General features: G+C 37.9%; 9 protein-coding genes and 7 pseudogenes. 12 read left to right on the top strand and 4 right to left on the bottom strand.

The genetic code is table 11. The annotated features are described in order from the left end of the window. Positions 1-606: 606 nt before the first annotated feature. Positions 607-861: pseudogene (locus ABES02_RS10185) on the bottom strand (transposase); the annotation flags it as partial. Positions 862-1483: 622 nt separating this feature from the next. Continuing rightward, on the bottom strand, positions 1484-1702 hold the full coding sequence (locus ABES02_RS10180; protein WP_430133782.1) for a spore germination protein: 219 nt from the start codon (positions 1700-1702) through the stop codon (positions 1484-1486). A 168-nt stretch (positions 1703-1870) separates the two neighbouring features. On the opposite strand from ABES02_RS10180, the gene ABES02_RS10175 reads away from it, so the two are divergent. The 11 genes and pseudogenes from ABES02_RS10175 to ABES02_RS10125 form a co-directional block, all read left to right on the top strand. Continuing rightward, on the top strand, positions 1871-2095 hold the full coding sequence (locus ABES02_RS10175) for a spore germination protein (RefSeq protein WP_430133779.1): 225 nt from the start codon (positions 1871-1873) through the stop codon (positions 2093-2095). Between the two features lie 29 nt (positions 2096-2124). Continuing rightward, positions 2125-2349, top strand: coding sequence for a spore germination protein (locus tag ABES02_RS10170; protein ID WP_430133777.1), 225 nt, complete (start codon positions 2125-2127; stop codon positions 2347-2349). Between the two features lie 894 nt (positions 2350-3243). Further along, positions 3244-4640 (top strand): annotated as a pseudogene (locus ABES02_RS10165) (spore germination protein). Then, positions 4637-5800: a Ger(x)C family spore germination protein gene (locus tag ABES02_RS10160; RefSeq protein ID WP_430133774.1), complete on the top strand. Its 1164-nt coding sequence runs from the start codon at positions 4637-4639 to the stop codon at positions 5798-5800. Before ABES02_RS10165 ends, ABES02_RS10160 begins: the two are co-directional and overlap by 4 nt. Beyond that, positions 5797-6880, top strand: a pseudogene (locus ABES02_RS10155) (GerAB/ArcD/ProY family transporter). Before ABES02_RS10160 ends, ABES02_RS10155 begins: the two are co-directional and overlap by 4 nt. 182 nt (positions 6881-7062) lie before the next feature. Then, positions 7063-7466 (top strand): annotated as a pseudogene (locus ABES02_RS10150) (aldehyde dehydrogenase family protein); the annotation flags it as partial. 116 nt (positions 7467-7582) lie between these two features. Continuing rightward, complete coding sequence (locus tag ABES02_RS10145) at positions 7583-8623, top strand: NADH:flavin oxidoreductase/NADH oxidase (protein WP_430133772.1); 1041 nt, start codon at positions 7583-7585, stop codon at positions 8621-8623. Positions 8624-8995: 372 nt separating this feature from the next. Beyond that, a pseudogene (locus ABES02_RS10140) lies at positions 8996-9212 on the top strand (MFS transporter); the annotation flags it as partial. A gap of 152 nt (positions 9213-9364) precedes the next feature. After that, on the top strand, positions 9365-9745 hold the full coding sequence (locus ABES02_RS10135; RefSeq protein WP_430133770.1) for a BlaI/MecI/CopY family transcriptional regulator: 381 nt from the start codon (positions 9365-9367) through the stop codon (positions 9743-9745). A gap of 17 nt (positions 9746-9762) precedes the next feature. Then, positions 9763-11478: a M56 family metallopeptidase gene (locus ABES02_RS10130; protein WP_430133767.1), complete on the top strand. Its 1716-nt coding sequence runs from the start codon at positions 9763-9765 to the stop codon at positions 11476-11478. A 290-nt stretch (positions 11479-11768) separates the two neighbouring features. Continuing rightward, positions 11769-12619 (top strand): annotated as a pseudogene (locus tag ABES02_RS10125) (IS3 family transposase); the annotation flags it as partial. Positions 12620-13122: 503 nt separating this feature from the next. Here ABES02_RS10125 and ABES02_RS10120 read toward each other — a convergent pair. Next, on the bottom strand, positions 13123-13428 hold the full coding sequence (locus tag ABES02_RS10120; protein ID WP_430133764.1) for a hypothetical protein: 306 nt from the start codon (positions 13426-13428) through the stop codon (positions 13123-13125). 262 nt (positions 13429-13690) lie between these two features. Between ABES02_RS10120 and ABES02_RS10115 the strand changes: the two are divergent. Beyond that, positions 13691-13810 (top strand): annotated as a pseudogene (locus ABES02_RS10115) (preQ(1) synthase); the annotation flags it as partial. Between the two features lie 39 nt (positions 13811-13849). Here the strand turns inward: ABES02_RS10115 and ABES02_RS10110 are convergent. After that, entirely contained in the window at positions 13850-15352 is a 1503-nt protein-coding gene (locus ABES02_RS10110) for a response regulator transcription factor (RefSeq protein WP_430133762.1), read from the bottom strand. Between the last annotated feature and the right edge of the window lie 17 nt (positions 15353-15369).

The raw sequence follows: 15369 nt of genomic DNA, 5'->3' as shown, positions 1-15369 counted from the left end.
AAACCGTTTTAGTAGAAAATGTTTGAATCTCCTTTCCTTGAGAAGTCATAATACAAGCAGTGATATTGTCCTTATGGACATCTAATCCACATGCTCTTTCAATGATAACATCCACTGAAATCTTCCTTTCTAGGCTTGAAAATTGGAGGCTGGTGCAACAATCAGAATTAGGATTAATCTACCATGAGTGCTTCCCGTAAGGGAGCGACAGTTTGTGGTGCACCGTGGTCGTTGGAGTCAGACTAACGGATGGGCTCAAAGGCACCATAATTTATCGACCTTCCTCTCCCAGCCTTAGAAGCAGTATGGACAATACATTTTCATTCTTTGTGGTGAAGCGCCGATTTTGCGCTTCATGGATGGCGAACGGGTGCGTTAATCCAAGAAGGATTAACGCTTTTTTTATTAGAACTTATTAAGCTAAACCAGCTAATAGTTTGTCAATATTTTTCAATAAAAATTTAAAATATCCCATGCTATACTAAAAATGTGCATGCCAAATAACCTTCCGTTAGACTAATTTTGGAAGGTTTTGTGTTATTTAGTTAGATATAGGTTTTAAGCTATATCTTGGAAAATTGTTTTATTCTTTAAAAGGGCAAATATTCAATGTAAGAGCTTATTTACACAAGCAATGACAGCTACTTTAAAGGGTTTTCCTTCTTCACGTTTCTTATCATAGAACTCTCGTAATTTCTTATTACGAGGAATGATCTCATCGCTTGTTTTGCTCTTGCGACAGTCACGAATCGCACAACGAACAGCCATATATAAGGCGTGACGAAGCCTACTGGATCCTCTTTTGGTGATTCGGTTTTTGGTGGCTGTAAACTTACCAGATTCGAATACACTAGGATCTAGTAATTTGCCAGTACCCCTTAATTCCTCCATGCAGTGTCACAGCTTCGATTGTTATACGAGATCTAAGTCCCAACCAGCCTCAATCATGTTTCTACAAGTAGGGGGCGAACCGTTTAGCTGACGGGGTCGAAGCCCCACGGGCAGTTACGTTCTACCCTGGCTACTGATATAATAAGACCAAATAAAAAATGGTCAACCAGAAATATTTAGCATTCTGGCTAACTTATAATACGAACGGGGCAGTTTAGCACAAGAAGCAGGTTCCCTTATGTGCTCCAGCACTAGCCTGCTCATCTTGTACTTACCTGTTCTTAATTCTGTAGAAATGCCTGACAAATAGGTTTAATATTCCCTAGGTGTAGTATACAATAGGACGCAACAACTATTGTTATACCGTTAATTCGGAGTCTGTATAACTGATAGGCTAAAAGGTACTTTATTAAAAGACCCTCTCCGCAATCCACTCATCAAATTCCCAGTAAAATTAGATTGGAATTTTTTGCTTTATGTATAGGTAGCAAAATACGGATCAACGCTAATCCATTTTTTACAAAAAAAAGCCGAATTCCTGCTCACTAACAGGTTCCGGCTTTGCTTATTGCACTATCTTTTTCCGCTTATTTTAGATATTGCCATTAACTGGTTGATCAATTACATCAAAATCTATTGTATTCGTTGCACTTGCAGCAGTACTAGTAAAACTGAAAACAGCAGTGTTTCCTGCACCTGCTCCAAGGGCAGATTTTGAAGCAGATTTGGGAGAAATAACTAGAGCACCGTTAAAATTAACGACTCCTCCTGTAATTTCCCCTATATCAATTTTATCTCGGTCAAATCCCATTTTAGTCAACTTCCTTTAACAATTTATACTCTAATGTATGTCTATTAGGTTTATTATGTTCTATGGTATCTCTTGTTTTTGGGCAGTACCTCTAAAGAAGAAGAACAAGAACAAGAACAGGGATAAGAGCATATATTGAAATAAACTTAAATGAAAGGATACCTACAAATGCCTGCAAATATTTTTGGCCCCATACAAATTACCACCATCAGTGCAAGTGGTGTAGTCGAATTTGGTGATAGCCTTGTTGTATCACCAAAAAATGCATCTAAGACTCCTGCTGGAGCCGGAGCATTTAACACAGCGGTTTGGGTTATGACAAATACGGCTATAAACAGTACAACTTATATTGACCCAAATGTAATTGATCAGCCGATTGTCGGAAATATATAAAAGTAATTTTAAATGAAAGGTTGTTACTAATGCCTGTAACTATTCTTGGACCATTACAAATTGATAACGTCACTACATTTGCTGTTGTCAAATTCGGTGATTCCTCGGTTTTAACACCTAAGAATCACTCGAAGGCGTCTGCTGGCTCCGGAGCATTTAACACAGGGGGAGCAGTGATAGTAAATACTGGGGTAAATGCTACAACTTATATTGACCCCGATGTAATTGATCAGCCGAAAGCCGAAAATATTTAAAAAATATTTTCCTACAGTCACACAGGAAATTGACGAGCCGTAAAACCATCAAGTACGTTTGGGCTAGACAATCGAGCTAGAAAAGTGAATGTCGCTACCGTAGTTTTCTCCACTCTTCAAAGCCCTTGAAATTTGAGGGCTTTTTTTCTATTATACATATACTTTAGGGAAGAACTAAAGGATGTTCTGAGAGATAAAGCGACTGCTGTCGCCTTATCTCCCAAAAGGGTTTGCTACAGGATCAATGCCTGGAGGGGTACAGCAAAACTTGCCCCCATCGTAATATAGGGAATATAAAAGTGAAAGGGATGATGAAAGCAAGGGGGATGATAGGATAACAATGGTTGCCTAAAGGCTCCATTAGGTCGAGAAGAGCAGAACCAAGAAGTTTTTTTTCAGTGGTGAATGTTTATAATGAGCAGTCGCTTTTATGTAACGGGTTAGAGTGTGAAGAACTACACTTAAAGTAACGGGTGCTTGAGTTTTACAAAGGGTCGTTGCTGCGGCTCTTTTTCTTATTCCACTTACGTAAGCAGTTTAGTTAAAGAAGGAATTAGAATATTGTTTCTCAAGGGAGAGGTTCTTATTGTCAAATAAAGAACTAAAAGAGAAATACAATGAATTATTTAAATTAGTTAAAAAGATTGTTAATGATTGGGATCCGATTGGTTTACTACCATCTTCTTATAATTAATGGCATTTAGGCTTCCACTCGAAAAAGAAGATATCAGAAAGATATTAAGAATTTTGTTCTAAACAAGTTGGATTCTCTAATAGAAATTCGGACAAAAAGGAGCAAATTGCTGCGACAGTCTTTCTTAGTGTGATTATGAATAAAGCAATATAGTTCCACTCAAAATATATACTGATTTATCGAAAAAGGTGGTGATCAGAATGGAACCAAGTATTCCCGTAGATATAAGTGAAGAAGTTAACATCAATCATGATGCGTTGCGATACATTTTTCGTAACTGCGCTGATATCGTATTTCGGCCGTTGAAACTATCAGATCACTCTGACATTCTGCTCGTATATATAGAAGAACTGACCGATTCGAACAAATTAGAACAGATTATTTCGGCATGTATGATTAGTCGTGATTTTGACCGACTGAAACAGTATAAAATTGTAGTTCGCTTATCAGAAATTGTAGCAAAAGTTCTGAAGGGCAGTACAGCCATCTTTCTAGACGGGAAGCCTTATGCTTACTTAGCAGATCTGACTACTTTTAAACAACGCTCGATCAATGAACCTTCAAATGAAGCATCGATACGCGGTCCACGTGAGGCATTCACCGAAGACCTAAAAACAAATTTAAGTATGATTCGAAGAAAAATAAGTAATTCGAAACTAAAGATTGAAAGCCATCAATCTGGCGAGTTGACCAATACAGAATTTGTCATTGCATATATCGAAGATAAGGTCAAGCCCGAATTACTACAAGAAGTTACAAGAAGACTTCATGCTTTCCGCACTAATCAACTGTTGGATTCCAGCTATATTGAAGAATTTATTGAAGACAAGACTTTATCCCTATTCCCTCAAATCCAAAATACAGAACGTCCGGACACCGTTTCAGCGAGTTTATTGGCAGGAAGAGTAGCCATTATCGTTGACGGTTCTCCAAAGCATTGTTGTTGCCAATGACATTTTGGTCAGGTTTTCAAGCGGCGGAAGACCATTATGAACGCTTTTTATACGTATCCGCAGTCAGACTCTTGCGGATCTTGCTGGCAATTTTGTCTTGCTTGCTTCCTTCCCTATATGTTGCGCTAACGACGTTCCATCCTCAGATGATCCCGCTTGCTCTTATGCTAAGTATTTCAGCGTCTAGAGAAGGTATTCCGTTTCCGACCGTAATTGAAACTATGTTAATGGAACTTATGTTCGAAGGATTGCGGGAAGCTGGTCTTCGATTGCCTAATGCGATCGGTTCAGCCGTGAGTATCGTAGGCGCATTGGTTATTGGGGAAGCAGCCGTCCAAGCTGGATTTATTTCTGCTCCTATTGTAATGATTGTTGCAGGTACTGGTATTGCTTCATTCGCTTTTCCCAACTATAGTCTGGCTTTGCCCTTTCGCATTCTGCGGTTCCCTTTGCTGATATTAGGGGGATTCCTTGGGATGTACGGAGTTGCGATAGGGATTATTTTTATCATGATCCACCTTGTGACACTTAAGTCGTTCGGCATACCATATTTAAAACCGGTTGCTCCTATTGGACCAAACTTCTGGAAGGACACGCTGATAAGAATGAATAAACGGTTCAGTTCGGCACCACGAAAACAATGAAGAAAATTTGCTGTTCAGTCATTTGTTTAATGCTGGTGTTGTTGCTTACTGGATGTTGGGACAGGAATGAAATAAACGATTACGCTTTTTGGATAGGATCTGCCCTTGATTTATCGGATAGCGGCAAACTTGAAAAAAGCGCTCAAATCGCAATTCCCGCCGAAATGAATATCTCCAAAGGAGGCGGGGGAAAAGGGCAAAGGGCGAATATCGTGGTAACTGCAACTGGATCTTCCATCTTAGATTTGGAGCAAAAAATTCAAGACAAGCTTCCCCGCAAAGTATTTCTTGGCCATCGCAGGGCCATTTTTATTGGAGAAAAGATGGCACGTAAGGGGCTAACCGATGTTATGGATCAATTTACGCGAAATACTGATACTCGAATGCGGACAGATATTTTTGTAGTAGATAACGGTAAAGGAAAGGATGTAATAAATATCAACAGTCCGTTCAATCCATTCTCCGCGATCGCAGCCGTTGATCAAGACCGATTTAGTCGATTAGGAGACACTGCCTTACGGGATGTCTTACTCGATGTAGGAAGGGATGGCATTCGGCCTACCATGCCGATGATCAAAATCTCTCCAAAAAATAAGCAAGAGAAACACGAATCCTTCGATGTTAAATCCGTTGCTATATTTAATAAAAATTTGCAAATGGTTGGAAAAGTAAGCGAGAGAGCATCTCTAGAATTGTTTTGGATAAAAGGGACTTTAAAGAATCGATTCGTAACTGAAGAAACAGGGCAAGGTAGTATATCTATGTATGAATCCAACTTAAAAAGATACGTTCACACGGAATTTAAAAACAATAAACTGAAAGCCCATTTGAAACTGGTGGGAACTGCGAGGTTGCTTGAAAATAATACGGATATTGACCTTTCGGTATCCGCCGAACGCATCCGGTTAGAACGCAAAATTAATGAAATTAAAGAAAGGCAAGTAGAAGCTACAATAAAAAAAATTCAGCATAAGTATGGACAGGACGTGTTTGGATTCGGTGAAGAATTTCATAGAGAACATCCTTACTACTGGAAAAAAATTCGAAACAAATGGGATCAAATATTCCCGACGCTTGAAGTATCGGTGGATGTCAAATTAAAAATTCAGAGTACAGGGGATATAGGAAAGCCAGTCCCAGGGATAGGAGAAAGAAAATGAAAATTTCAACATGGCAATTGTTTTGGCTTTTCACGACGTTAGAAATTTCGATGAGTATTTGGCTGACTTTATCGCCAACAATCGAAATTGCTAAACAGGACGCTTGGATCTCACTTATAGTTGCCGGTGTCATTGGACTAGTCGTGACGCTGATTGTAGTTCGAGTCAGTCAGTTGCATTCTTCCTATACGCTGGTGGAGTTTACACAAAGGATTTTTGGAAAGTGGGTTGGAAAACTAATAGGTGTGTTGTATATTTTGATGTGGTTTTCGGTATCAGCCGATATATTAAGAATCTTTTCTTTTTTCATTAATCAAGTTCTATTTCACGATACGCCGATATGGATTATCGCGGCTCTTATGGTTGCAGATCTACATAAACTACGCAGGAAGCGTCGAAGCTATTGCCCGATTCAGTGAAATGGCCGGACCTTTACTTCTGGTTGGCATTGTCATTACTTTTGCATTAAATTTATCTAATATTCACCCGACTCTTCTTTTGCCTGTATACGCGGATTCTGGAGTAATAAACATTTTAAAGGGTTCACTGGCGAATGCATCCTTCCTAGGAGAGTCCATGATGATCATGATGTTAACGCCTTTTATTACGAACCCGCAAAAACTCCTAAAGCCGACGCTATTGGCAATTGGCACTCCATCATTAATCGCAATTTTCACGGCGGTTATGATTATTACAACATTTGGAATAAATATCAGCTCAACCTTAGTCTTTCCGTATTTTAGTATGGTTCGATTTATTAATTATCTAGAATTTATTCAAAATCTGGATGTCTGGATCGTGTTCATCTGGATTTTTAGTGTATTCGTAAAGTTGTCCATTTACTTGTTCATCAATAGCTATGGAACTGCACAATTGTTTGGTATCAAAAATTGGCGGGTAATGATCGGATTTGCTGCACCCGTCATTTTCACTATTTCCTTAGTACCTGCAAATATCTTTGGAATGTTGGATTATACTAATTTTGTTTGGATTAAATTCATTTTCCCAATTTTCATGATCGGTTTTCCAATTATTTTTCTACTGGTTAGCTTTATTAGAGGACGATTATTGGTCGAATAGATGCAAATAATCATAGATAAACGAGATGGGGTAACAACTGTTTCCTCTATGATGGGTCCTGCTTAACATCATTCGTGAAGACGGTATTCAACCTTATATTACAGGTTCAACAGAATGGGAAGTTGATGATGAGGATTGGGCAAGTAATAATGATTATTTGAGCTTATAGAAGATGCTGTTAAAAAAGTGGTAAAGTTCTTACGGGTGGTAAAAGAATTATGGAAGAACAAGGTTTTTATTTAGAATCTACGGTTATTAACGCTATCGCTGATGATATGCTTTGTATGGTGGAAGAAAATTTTGGACCTGTAGCTCCAATTGCTACATTTAAAGAGTTAGACGAAGTAAATGATCGAGCCAACAATAGTCCTTTGGTCTTGCAGCGTACGTGTTCACTGAAAACATTAACGAAGCAATCTTACTAACAGGTAGATTGGATTATGGAGTAGTAGGATTAAATACTGGAGTACCTTCTACAGCAAAAGCTCCTTTTGGAGGATACAAAGAAAGTGGTTTAGGAAGAGAAGGCGGAAAATATGGAATTGAAGACTATCTAGAAACTAAATATATTTCATTAGGGTTATAGAGATATTTGATAATTTTTCATAATTCACACGGATGTTTTTAAATGATATGTTAGGAAAAAAAGAGAACAGACAAAGCTGTCCCAAAAAACGAAAAATTATTTGGAGATGAAAAGGAATGAGTAATAAGTTATTTTCACCGTTTGAACTGAAATCTTTAAAATTGAAGAATCGGGCTGTTATGGCTCCGATGTGCCAATACTCGGTTACTGAAAAGGACGGGAAGCCTAACGAATGGCATTATGTTCATTACATCAGCCGAGCCATAGGAGGGACTGGTCTAATCATCATGGAAATGACTGATATAGATCCTGATGGAAGAATTACAAACTATGACCTTGGTTTATGGTCAGATGACCAAATTCCCGCCTTTTCAAGAATTATTGACCAGGTCCATGCCTATGGTACAAAAATAGGCATACAGATTGCCCATGCCGGACGAAAAGCAGAGGATGCTGCTAATCCAGTTGCCCCATCGGCTATAAAATTCCCTGATGAGGGCTATAAAACTCCTCGTGCTTTATCCACCGAGGAAGTAAAGGAAATGGTTCAGTTGTTTGTTGATACAGCAAGAAGGGCAGTGAAAGCAGGGGTAGACATGATTGAAATTCATGCTGCGCACGGGTATTTGATTCATCAATTCCAATCACCGCTTACGAATAAACGTGATGATCAATACGGTGAGGATCTTTCCCTTTTTGGAAGAGAGGTTATTCAAGCTGTTAAAAAAGAAATACCATCTGACATGCCTCTATCTGTCCGTATCACAGCAGTAGAATACGCTGATGGGGGCTACGATTTAGATCATGCCATTATGCTAAGTAAAGCCTATAAAGAAGCAGGTGCTGATATTCTTCATGTGAGTAGCGGTGGTGAAGGAATTCCAGGTGAAAGAAAGCCAGGAAATTACCCAGGCTACCAGGTTCCTTTTGCCCGTAAGATTCGTGAGGAGGTCGGCATTCCGGTAATTGCAGTAGGAATGCTGGAGAAACCTGCTGTAGCGGAGGCAGTGATTGGGAATGGAGATGCAGACTTGGTGGCAATTGCCCGTGGAATGCTAGTGGATCCATATTGGTCAACCCATGCAGCTATTGAATTACGTAGCAAGCAGTTAAATGTACCGAAACAATATGAACGAGGTTATCATATAAAAAGATAGCGTTTTGTATTGTGTGGTTAACTCTTTCATAAGGACTTAGTTATCATATATGTAAGCTTTGAATAAAACAATAAGAAGGCTATAGCTTTGTATCGTGCTATAGGCTTCTTTATTTCGTTCTTTTGTAAAATGGGATGCCGGTCGGGAAATTTATGATGTAGCAATAAAGGCATTGAAAATAGTCAGAAAGACAGATAACCTTATGTTCCAAATCCTGTAGTTGGTGCTTTAAATTCTAAATAATTGTGTTTAAGCAATAGTTTTTTTAAAGTAAAAACTCTGATTTTCTTATAAATGGAAGTCGGGGTTTTTTATGTTTCAGGCAAGTAAACGTAGACTGAGTCAATATTTCTTCTGTATAGGTACCTAGATATGTCGGCTGCCTGGGCTGTTTGCAGTTGGAGCAGTTGCTCTAATGCTTGACTCAACTATGGTGAAGATCGACATCGACAAACTAACTAACGATTTCAACACGACATTAGATACCATCCAATGGTCCATTACAGGTTAGGTTTTAACCCTTGCGATTGCAGTTCCAGTATCTGGCTGGCTTATGAACAAATTTAATGGAAAGAAAATCTTCGTAGGTAAGCACACTTATAAGCTCGCTATAAACCCGCGTCTAAGCAGGCTTTGCCTGAATACTTTTTGTATTTTTGTAGGCAAATAAGCTATTGACAACACCATCCTACAAGTGTAATCTATAAACGAAGATTACACTTGTAGGATGGAGGAAGAAAGATGAAGAAAATAGATCGCAAAATATCTGATGCAGAGTGGATAGTAATGAAGGTGTTATGGGAAGAAGCTCCATTAACTGCTGCGAAGATAATAGAGGCAATAAGTTCTAATAAGGAATGGAGTCCGAAAACAATTCATTCATTAATAAGCAGACTGGTAAAAAAGGGAGTTTTAGGTGTGAATAAGGAGATGCCTCAGTATGAGTTCTATCCTTTGGTAGATAAAAGAGACGTTATACGAGAAGAAACAAGGTCGTTTATGCAAAAGGTATACGATGGTTCTCTCCACCTTATGCTCGCCAATTTTATAAAGGATGAGAAGATTTCTGAAAAAGAAATAGAAGAACTTCAAAGATTGCTTGATAAAAAAATGAATGAGTAAAAGGCAGGTGTTGAAGCATGGTTTTATCTGCAGTATTTAAAGAAGTCTTGTTACTGTCACTTATGGGCAGTATTTTAGCCTTAGGGATACTTGCCATTAAGGCAATTTTTAGACAAAAGCTTAGCGCAAGGCTTCATTATTATATTTGGTTTATGCTTGTACTTAGGCTAATACTCCCAATAGGCATTCAAAGTCATATAAGCTTGCTGAATTTTATTCCAAATAAGCAGAAGGAACTTGAAATTAATTTTATAGCAGAGCAATATGTTCCCAACATAATTTCAAACAGTTCTATTAAAACCGGAAATACACCGCCGAAAGAGGTTAGTAAGGCATTAGCTGATCCTAGTACTAAAGGGGCTATATTTAATTATGATACTGCGGCTGTGCTGTGGATAATAGGTGTTTCATCAGCTTTACTGTTTATTCTATGTGTAAATATCTTGATGATGGCTAAATTGAAAAAGTGCTCAAGCTGTGAAAGAGAAGACTTAATCGAAATTCTTGAAGCAGAAAAATCAAGGCTTAAAGTAAATTCGAAGGTGAAAATTATTTATAATAATTACTCGAAATCGCCTGCAGTTTACGGGGTGATACGTCCTAAAATTTTAATTCCAGAGGAGCTTATAGACAAATTAAACCCGGAAGAGCTTAGGTTTATACTCAGCCATGAATTAACTCATATTAGGAACAAGGATTTAGTGGTAAACACCTTGCTTATGTTTGTTAAAGCAATATATTGGTTTAATCCCTTAATCTGGTATTCACTTAATCAGATAAAACAAGACTGTGAGCTGGCTTGTGATGCGGCTGTCCTCAACACCTTAAAGACAGAAGAAGTCAAAAAATACGGTCAGACTATGATCAATATGCTTAGATTATACTCAGAAAAAAGGGGCATTACCGGGGCATTAGGATTTGCAAGTAAATACAATAAAAGGAGAATTATTATGATTACACGATTCAAAAAAAGTTCGGTAATATGTGCAGTTTTAGCTGTATTTCTTACAATTATGGTAGGCTGCTCAAGTACCATTAAATCAGTCAGTACAGGGGGTAGCCAAAATAACAACAGCGGTACAAATGGTACAAATAGTTCTAATGTTAATTCTACTCCGTCAGTGGATAAAACATCGCAAGATCAAGCATCACAAAGCAATGCAACACAAGATAATACAAGCCAAGCGTCAGCATCGAATAACAACTCTGCTGCGTCAGCATCGAATAACAATTCTGCTACTTCATCATCTCAGGAGAGCATTCAGAGAAAGCTTCTTGCAAGTATTATGCAATTGGCAAAGCATGGTAAAATCATAAATTCTGAGTTTCCTGTTAAAACTACAGTTATAGAAGAAGCAGAGAAAAAGCTTGGAAATCCGGATAAGGTCGATTGGGTACCTAGAGCTAAAGGGAATTATGCTGTATTTTCGAAATACAATGTGGTATTTGGCTTCAACAAAGGGGAGCAGATCTTCGAGGCGAGATCCTTTGATAAGGAATTAAATGAATTATCACTTTCTATGGTGAAGAAAGCATATGGAACTCCGGCATATGATGCAAAAAGTAAAGGTGAGGAAATTATAGGGTATGTTGTAAGTTCGGAATACAAGATTTTGTTAGTATTTCCTCATCCTTCAAATAACAATCAGGACCCGGTAATGGACCACTATTCCGTACTTTACCCTAGGGGTACCGTTAATACTATGGCAGGCGATCCGGGAAGACAGTGGTGATGCAAGAATTTAAGTGTGAGTGATCAAATTGCTAAAAAAACAGTATTCTTTATATTTATGGTTATAGTAATGCTGACATTGATGACTAACGGGTGCAAGAGTTTAAGAATGGGATGGCTGCGGCGATCCTTTTTTCTTGTTGCACCAACGTAAGCAAGAGCTTATCAGGGCAAAGAAACGACAGGAGCAACTGAGCGAATGAAAAACGATCACAAGTAAAATGAGTCGACCAATGTGGGCTGCACCCCAATTGTTAGACATAACTAACAGTTGGAGGTGCAGTTTTTGTTATGGTGAAATTTTCTCCTGGGGACAAATTAAAAGCAGTTAAAGAATACTTAAATGGTAATGACGGATTAAGAACAATTGCGAATTCTATCGGTGTACACCATAGTTTATTGAACGAATGGATTAAACACTATGAACAATTTGGGGAAAATGCTTTTGTAAAACGCTATACATCCTACCCAGCACAGAATAAACTAGACGTACTAAATTACATGAATGAAAATGGGACGTCTATCAGGGAAACAGCGGTGATCTTCAATATCCCATCTAGTGCTACACTTCGAAAATGGAAAATCGCCTTTGAATCAGAAGGATTTGATGCCCTACAACCAAAAGAAAAGGGGCGACCGTCTATGAAAAAGGAGATTAAAAAAATATCAAAAAAACAAGGACCAGCAGAGGGATCGATAAAAGCACTTCAAAATGAATTAGAACGTCTATGTATGGAGAATGCTTATTTAAAAAAGTTGAATGCCTTAGTTCAAAGCAAGGAAAAATCACAAAGCAAGACAAAGCGAAAGTAGTTTTTGAACTAAGGCTAGAATTTCCTGTTGGTGCATTACTTGAACTCGCTGACATTAAAAGAAGTACATATTATTACTGGATTAAAACATTTGATCGTCCGGATAAAGACGCTGAATTAAAAACATTGATTCAGTCTATTTATCATGAACATAAAGGGCGCTATGGATACCGTCGTATTACAGATGAATTGAAGAATCAGGGGCATACGATAAATCATAAAAAAGTCCAGCGATTGATGAAAGTGCTGGGCCTAAAATGCATTGTTCGTATGAAAAAATATCGTTCATATAAGGGGGGAGTCGGGAAACCCAAGAGGTTGCCTAAAAATAAAATGTCTAACTTTTTGGGGTCACTTCATGTTATGGCGAGTTTTGCTTTTTACTTGCTATTTCTCAAGGAAATCGAAAATTGGTAAGCAAATCAGCGGAAATTGAGAGGTATTGAATAAATGAATGCTAAGACAACTTAGTGGTTTTTCTTTTTGAAATTAAAATTATATTCTATTTGCCAATAGAGAAATTCTCGCTAAAATGTAGAATGTTTAGAAAATTAATCGTAGACAATAAGATTTTTGACAGTATAATTCCTAATAATATCCGTCAATTCTACATCCCATTCTTTTGTTTATAAAAAGCATTACATAACAAATTCAACTAATACGTTCACAAACATTCCTATTCATTTCACTGGAAGCATTTGAACGTTTTGAAGGGGTAAATAGCGTAAAACACTTGTGCCATTCAGATTAACAACAAATAAGTCTGATAACGACCTAGATTAATCGGAAGGTGGTGAATCAAAAAAGAAGCCTTTATATTGGCTTCCGTGAGATTAATATAAGTCGATTTTTTTAACCTTTAAGAAATTTTCAATCCCATTTTCAGCAGTACCAATCTTACGAATAATGTATCCATAAGGATCGACTGTTTCAATATTTCCTTCTAACTGTTGTTCAATTACGTCACATAGCATACCAGATGCTCTGCATAGATTGTCTATTATGTTCAATAATTGAATTTCCGTAATCCCTGAACTTGTTAAAGTGATTCCATGTGTAGCACGATAATAAATACTATTAAGCCTTTTGTCTAACTCTTTAATGTCTTCAATAGTAAATTTATCTTTTAGATTAGCCATATCACATGATACCCCCTAAGAATATATTTACTACTATAATTTTATTAGATGTACAGGGGGAAAGAATACATAGGCATGTTTCTTTACATGGAATTAACAATAGCTCAACAATTCTTGAATTAAGTGAAGATTCCAATAAGATAAAAATTTCACCAGATGAATATTAGTGAGGGGGTGGATCAAATGAATGAAACAGAAAGAGATTTTTTCATGCTTATGAGGAGAAAAAAGAAAATCAGTCAAAGGAAATGGCTCGTGTTTTGGAGTGTTCCCAGTTGACCCTTACTACAACTACGGGAAACTGGGGACAAAGTATGAGCAAATGGCCGATTACCGGATGATGAACCACGATTTATATCCTGAAAAAATGGATAACCGCTAATCACTAAAAGAGCAGCATCCGAAATGGAGCTGCTCTTTTTTAGGAGATTAAATTCATTTTTAACGCTTTTACCGCGGCATCCGTTCTGTTTTTAGCGGCTAATTTTTGAATAATCACTGAAACATAGTCGCGAACGGTATAACTGCTTAAATGAAGTTCTTTTGCTGCTTCGTTAATAGAAGCACCCTTTGCGATCAGTTTCAAAACTTCCTTTTCCCGCTGTGTTAACAGGCAATCAGAACCGCCAAATTTTTGTATCGCCTCATCCCAGATGGAATACATTAATTCCCCTGCATATCTGCCAAATTTAATCAGGGTGGCCAGGGTTTGCGACGAAACAACAAACTCTGAATCTTCTCCCTGGTCTAAAAGGGCAATTCCTAGTAATCTGCTTTTTGATGGAGCAAATATTGGCAGTACCACTAAAGAGCGCAGCTTATATTCTTGCACATATTTTTTCGGCAAAACCTCTGCCGCATTGGCAAAATAAAGGGGCTGGGATTGAATCAGGGGCAGTAAATATTTCTGAATTAAGGAGAGCTCAAAAACCTCCTCCTTTATTTGCTGCACCGAAGGGATGTTGACATTATACCCAGAAACGCCTATCCCTGTATCCTCGTAATGATTATATAAAAATAGAGCACAGCGATTGAAGGGCATATAATCCACTAACCCTTTTGTAATCGCTTTAACTGCATCTTCTGCATTACGGGAACATAGCAAGTGCTGTAAAAAAAGCAGGGAAGCATCCTTCCAGACTATTTTTTTCTCAAGATGATAAAGCCTTAATTGACGTAAATACATATCACGAATGAACTCGATTTGCTGCTCACTGATATCAAATTCGCTATCCTCCAGGCAAACAAGAAGAATTTCATTTAAACATGGGATTTTAAGGATTTGCCCATCATCTTTGCCTGCACCCATTAGCCTTTTAATGGCTAGTGAAAGATGATCAATTTCCCCAGATTTTAATCCTGAGCACATTTCAATTAAATGGCTGTCCGTTTCCTGAATCTTAGTGCAAACCACACAATCAATTTGAAAATCGTTTTGCTCTTTTTTTACAACTGCAACCCATTTCATTGGGAGAATGTTCGCAGCCATAATCATTTTAATCCATTTCTCCGTTAGATTCTCCGTATCCTGAGTTAACAACGCTTGGTCAAGCATTCTTGCAAAAAACGCTTGGATGGCCTGATGGTCGAAAAAGTTCGAGGAAGGATTGGCAGCGGCCAGTTTATGAAAAATATTTTCAATCGTTGTCACGAGAAAGATTGTTTCATTTTCATCAAATTTACTAGAAAAACGTTTTTGCCACTCGGTCAGCAATGAAAGAATTAGAGAGTCTATTCGTAGCGGCTTTTCATTTATGACTTTTTGGAAGGCAATCTCAATCATACTATCAAATTCATCAACTAAACTATCATTTCGGGATTTTAATGAAGGCAGAAGCTCTTTCCATTCCTTCAAAAATGGCTCTCGGTGCTCAATCAGGAGATCAAGGCCCTTCAGTAAAAGCGCTTCCACTTTGTGCTCCATTTCCTTCCACCTCCAAA

Origin of the sequence: Neobacillus pocheonensis, from assembly GCF_050477905.1 — a bacterium.
Lineage (GTDB): Bacteria > Bacillota > Bacilli > Bacillales > Cytobacillaceae > Neobacillus > Neobacillus pocheonensis_A.
This window is presented reverse-complemented; position numbering and strand designations above follow the sequence as displayed.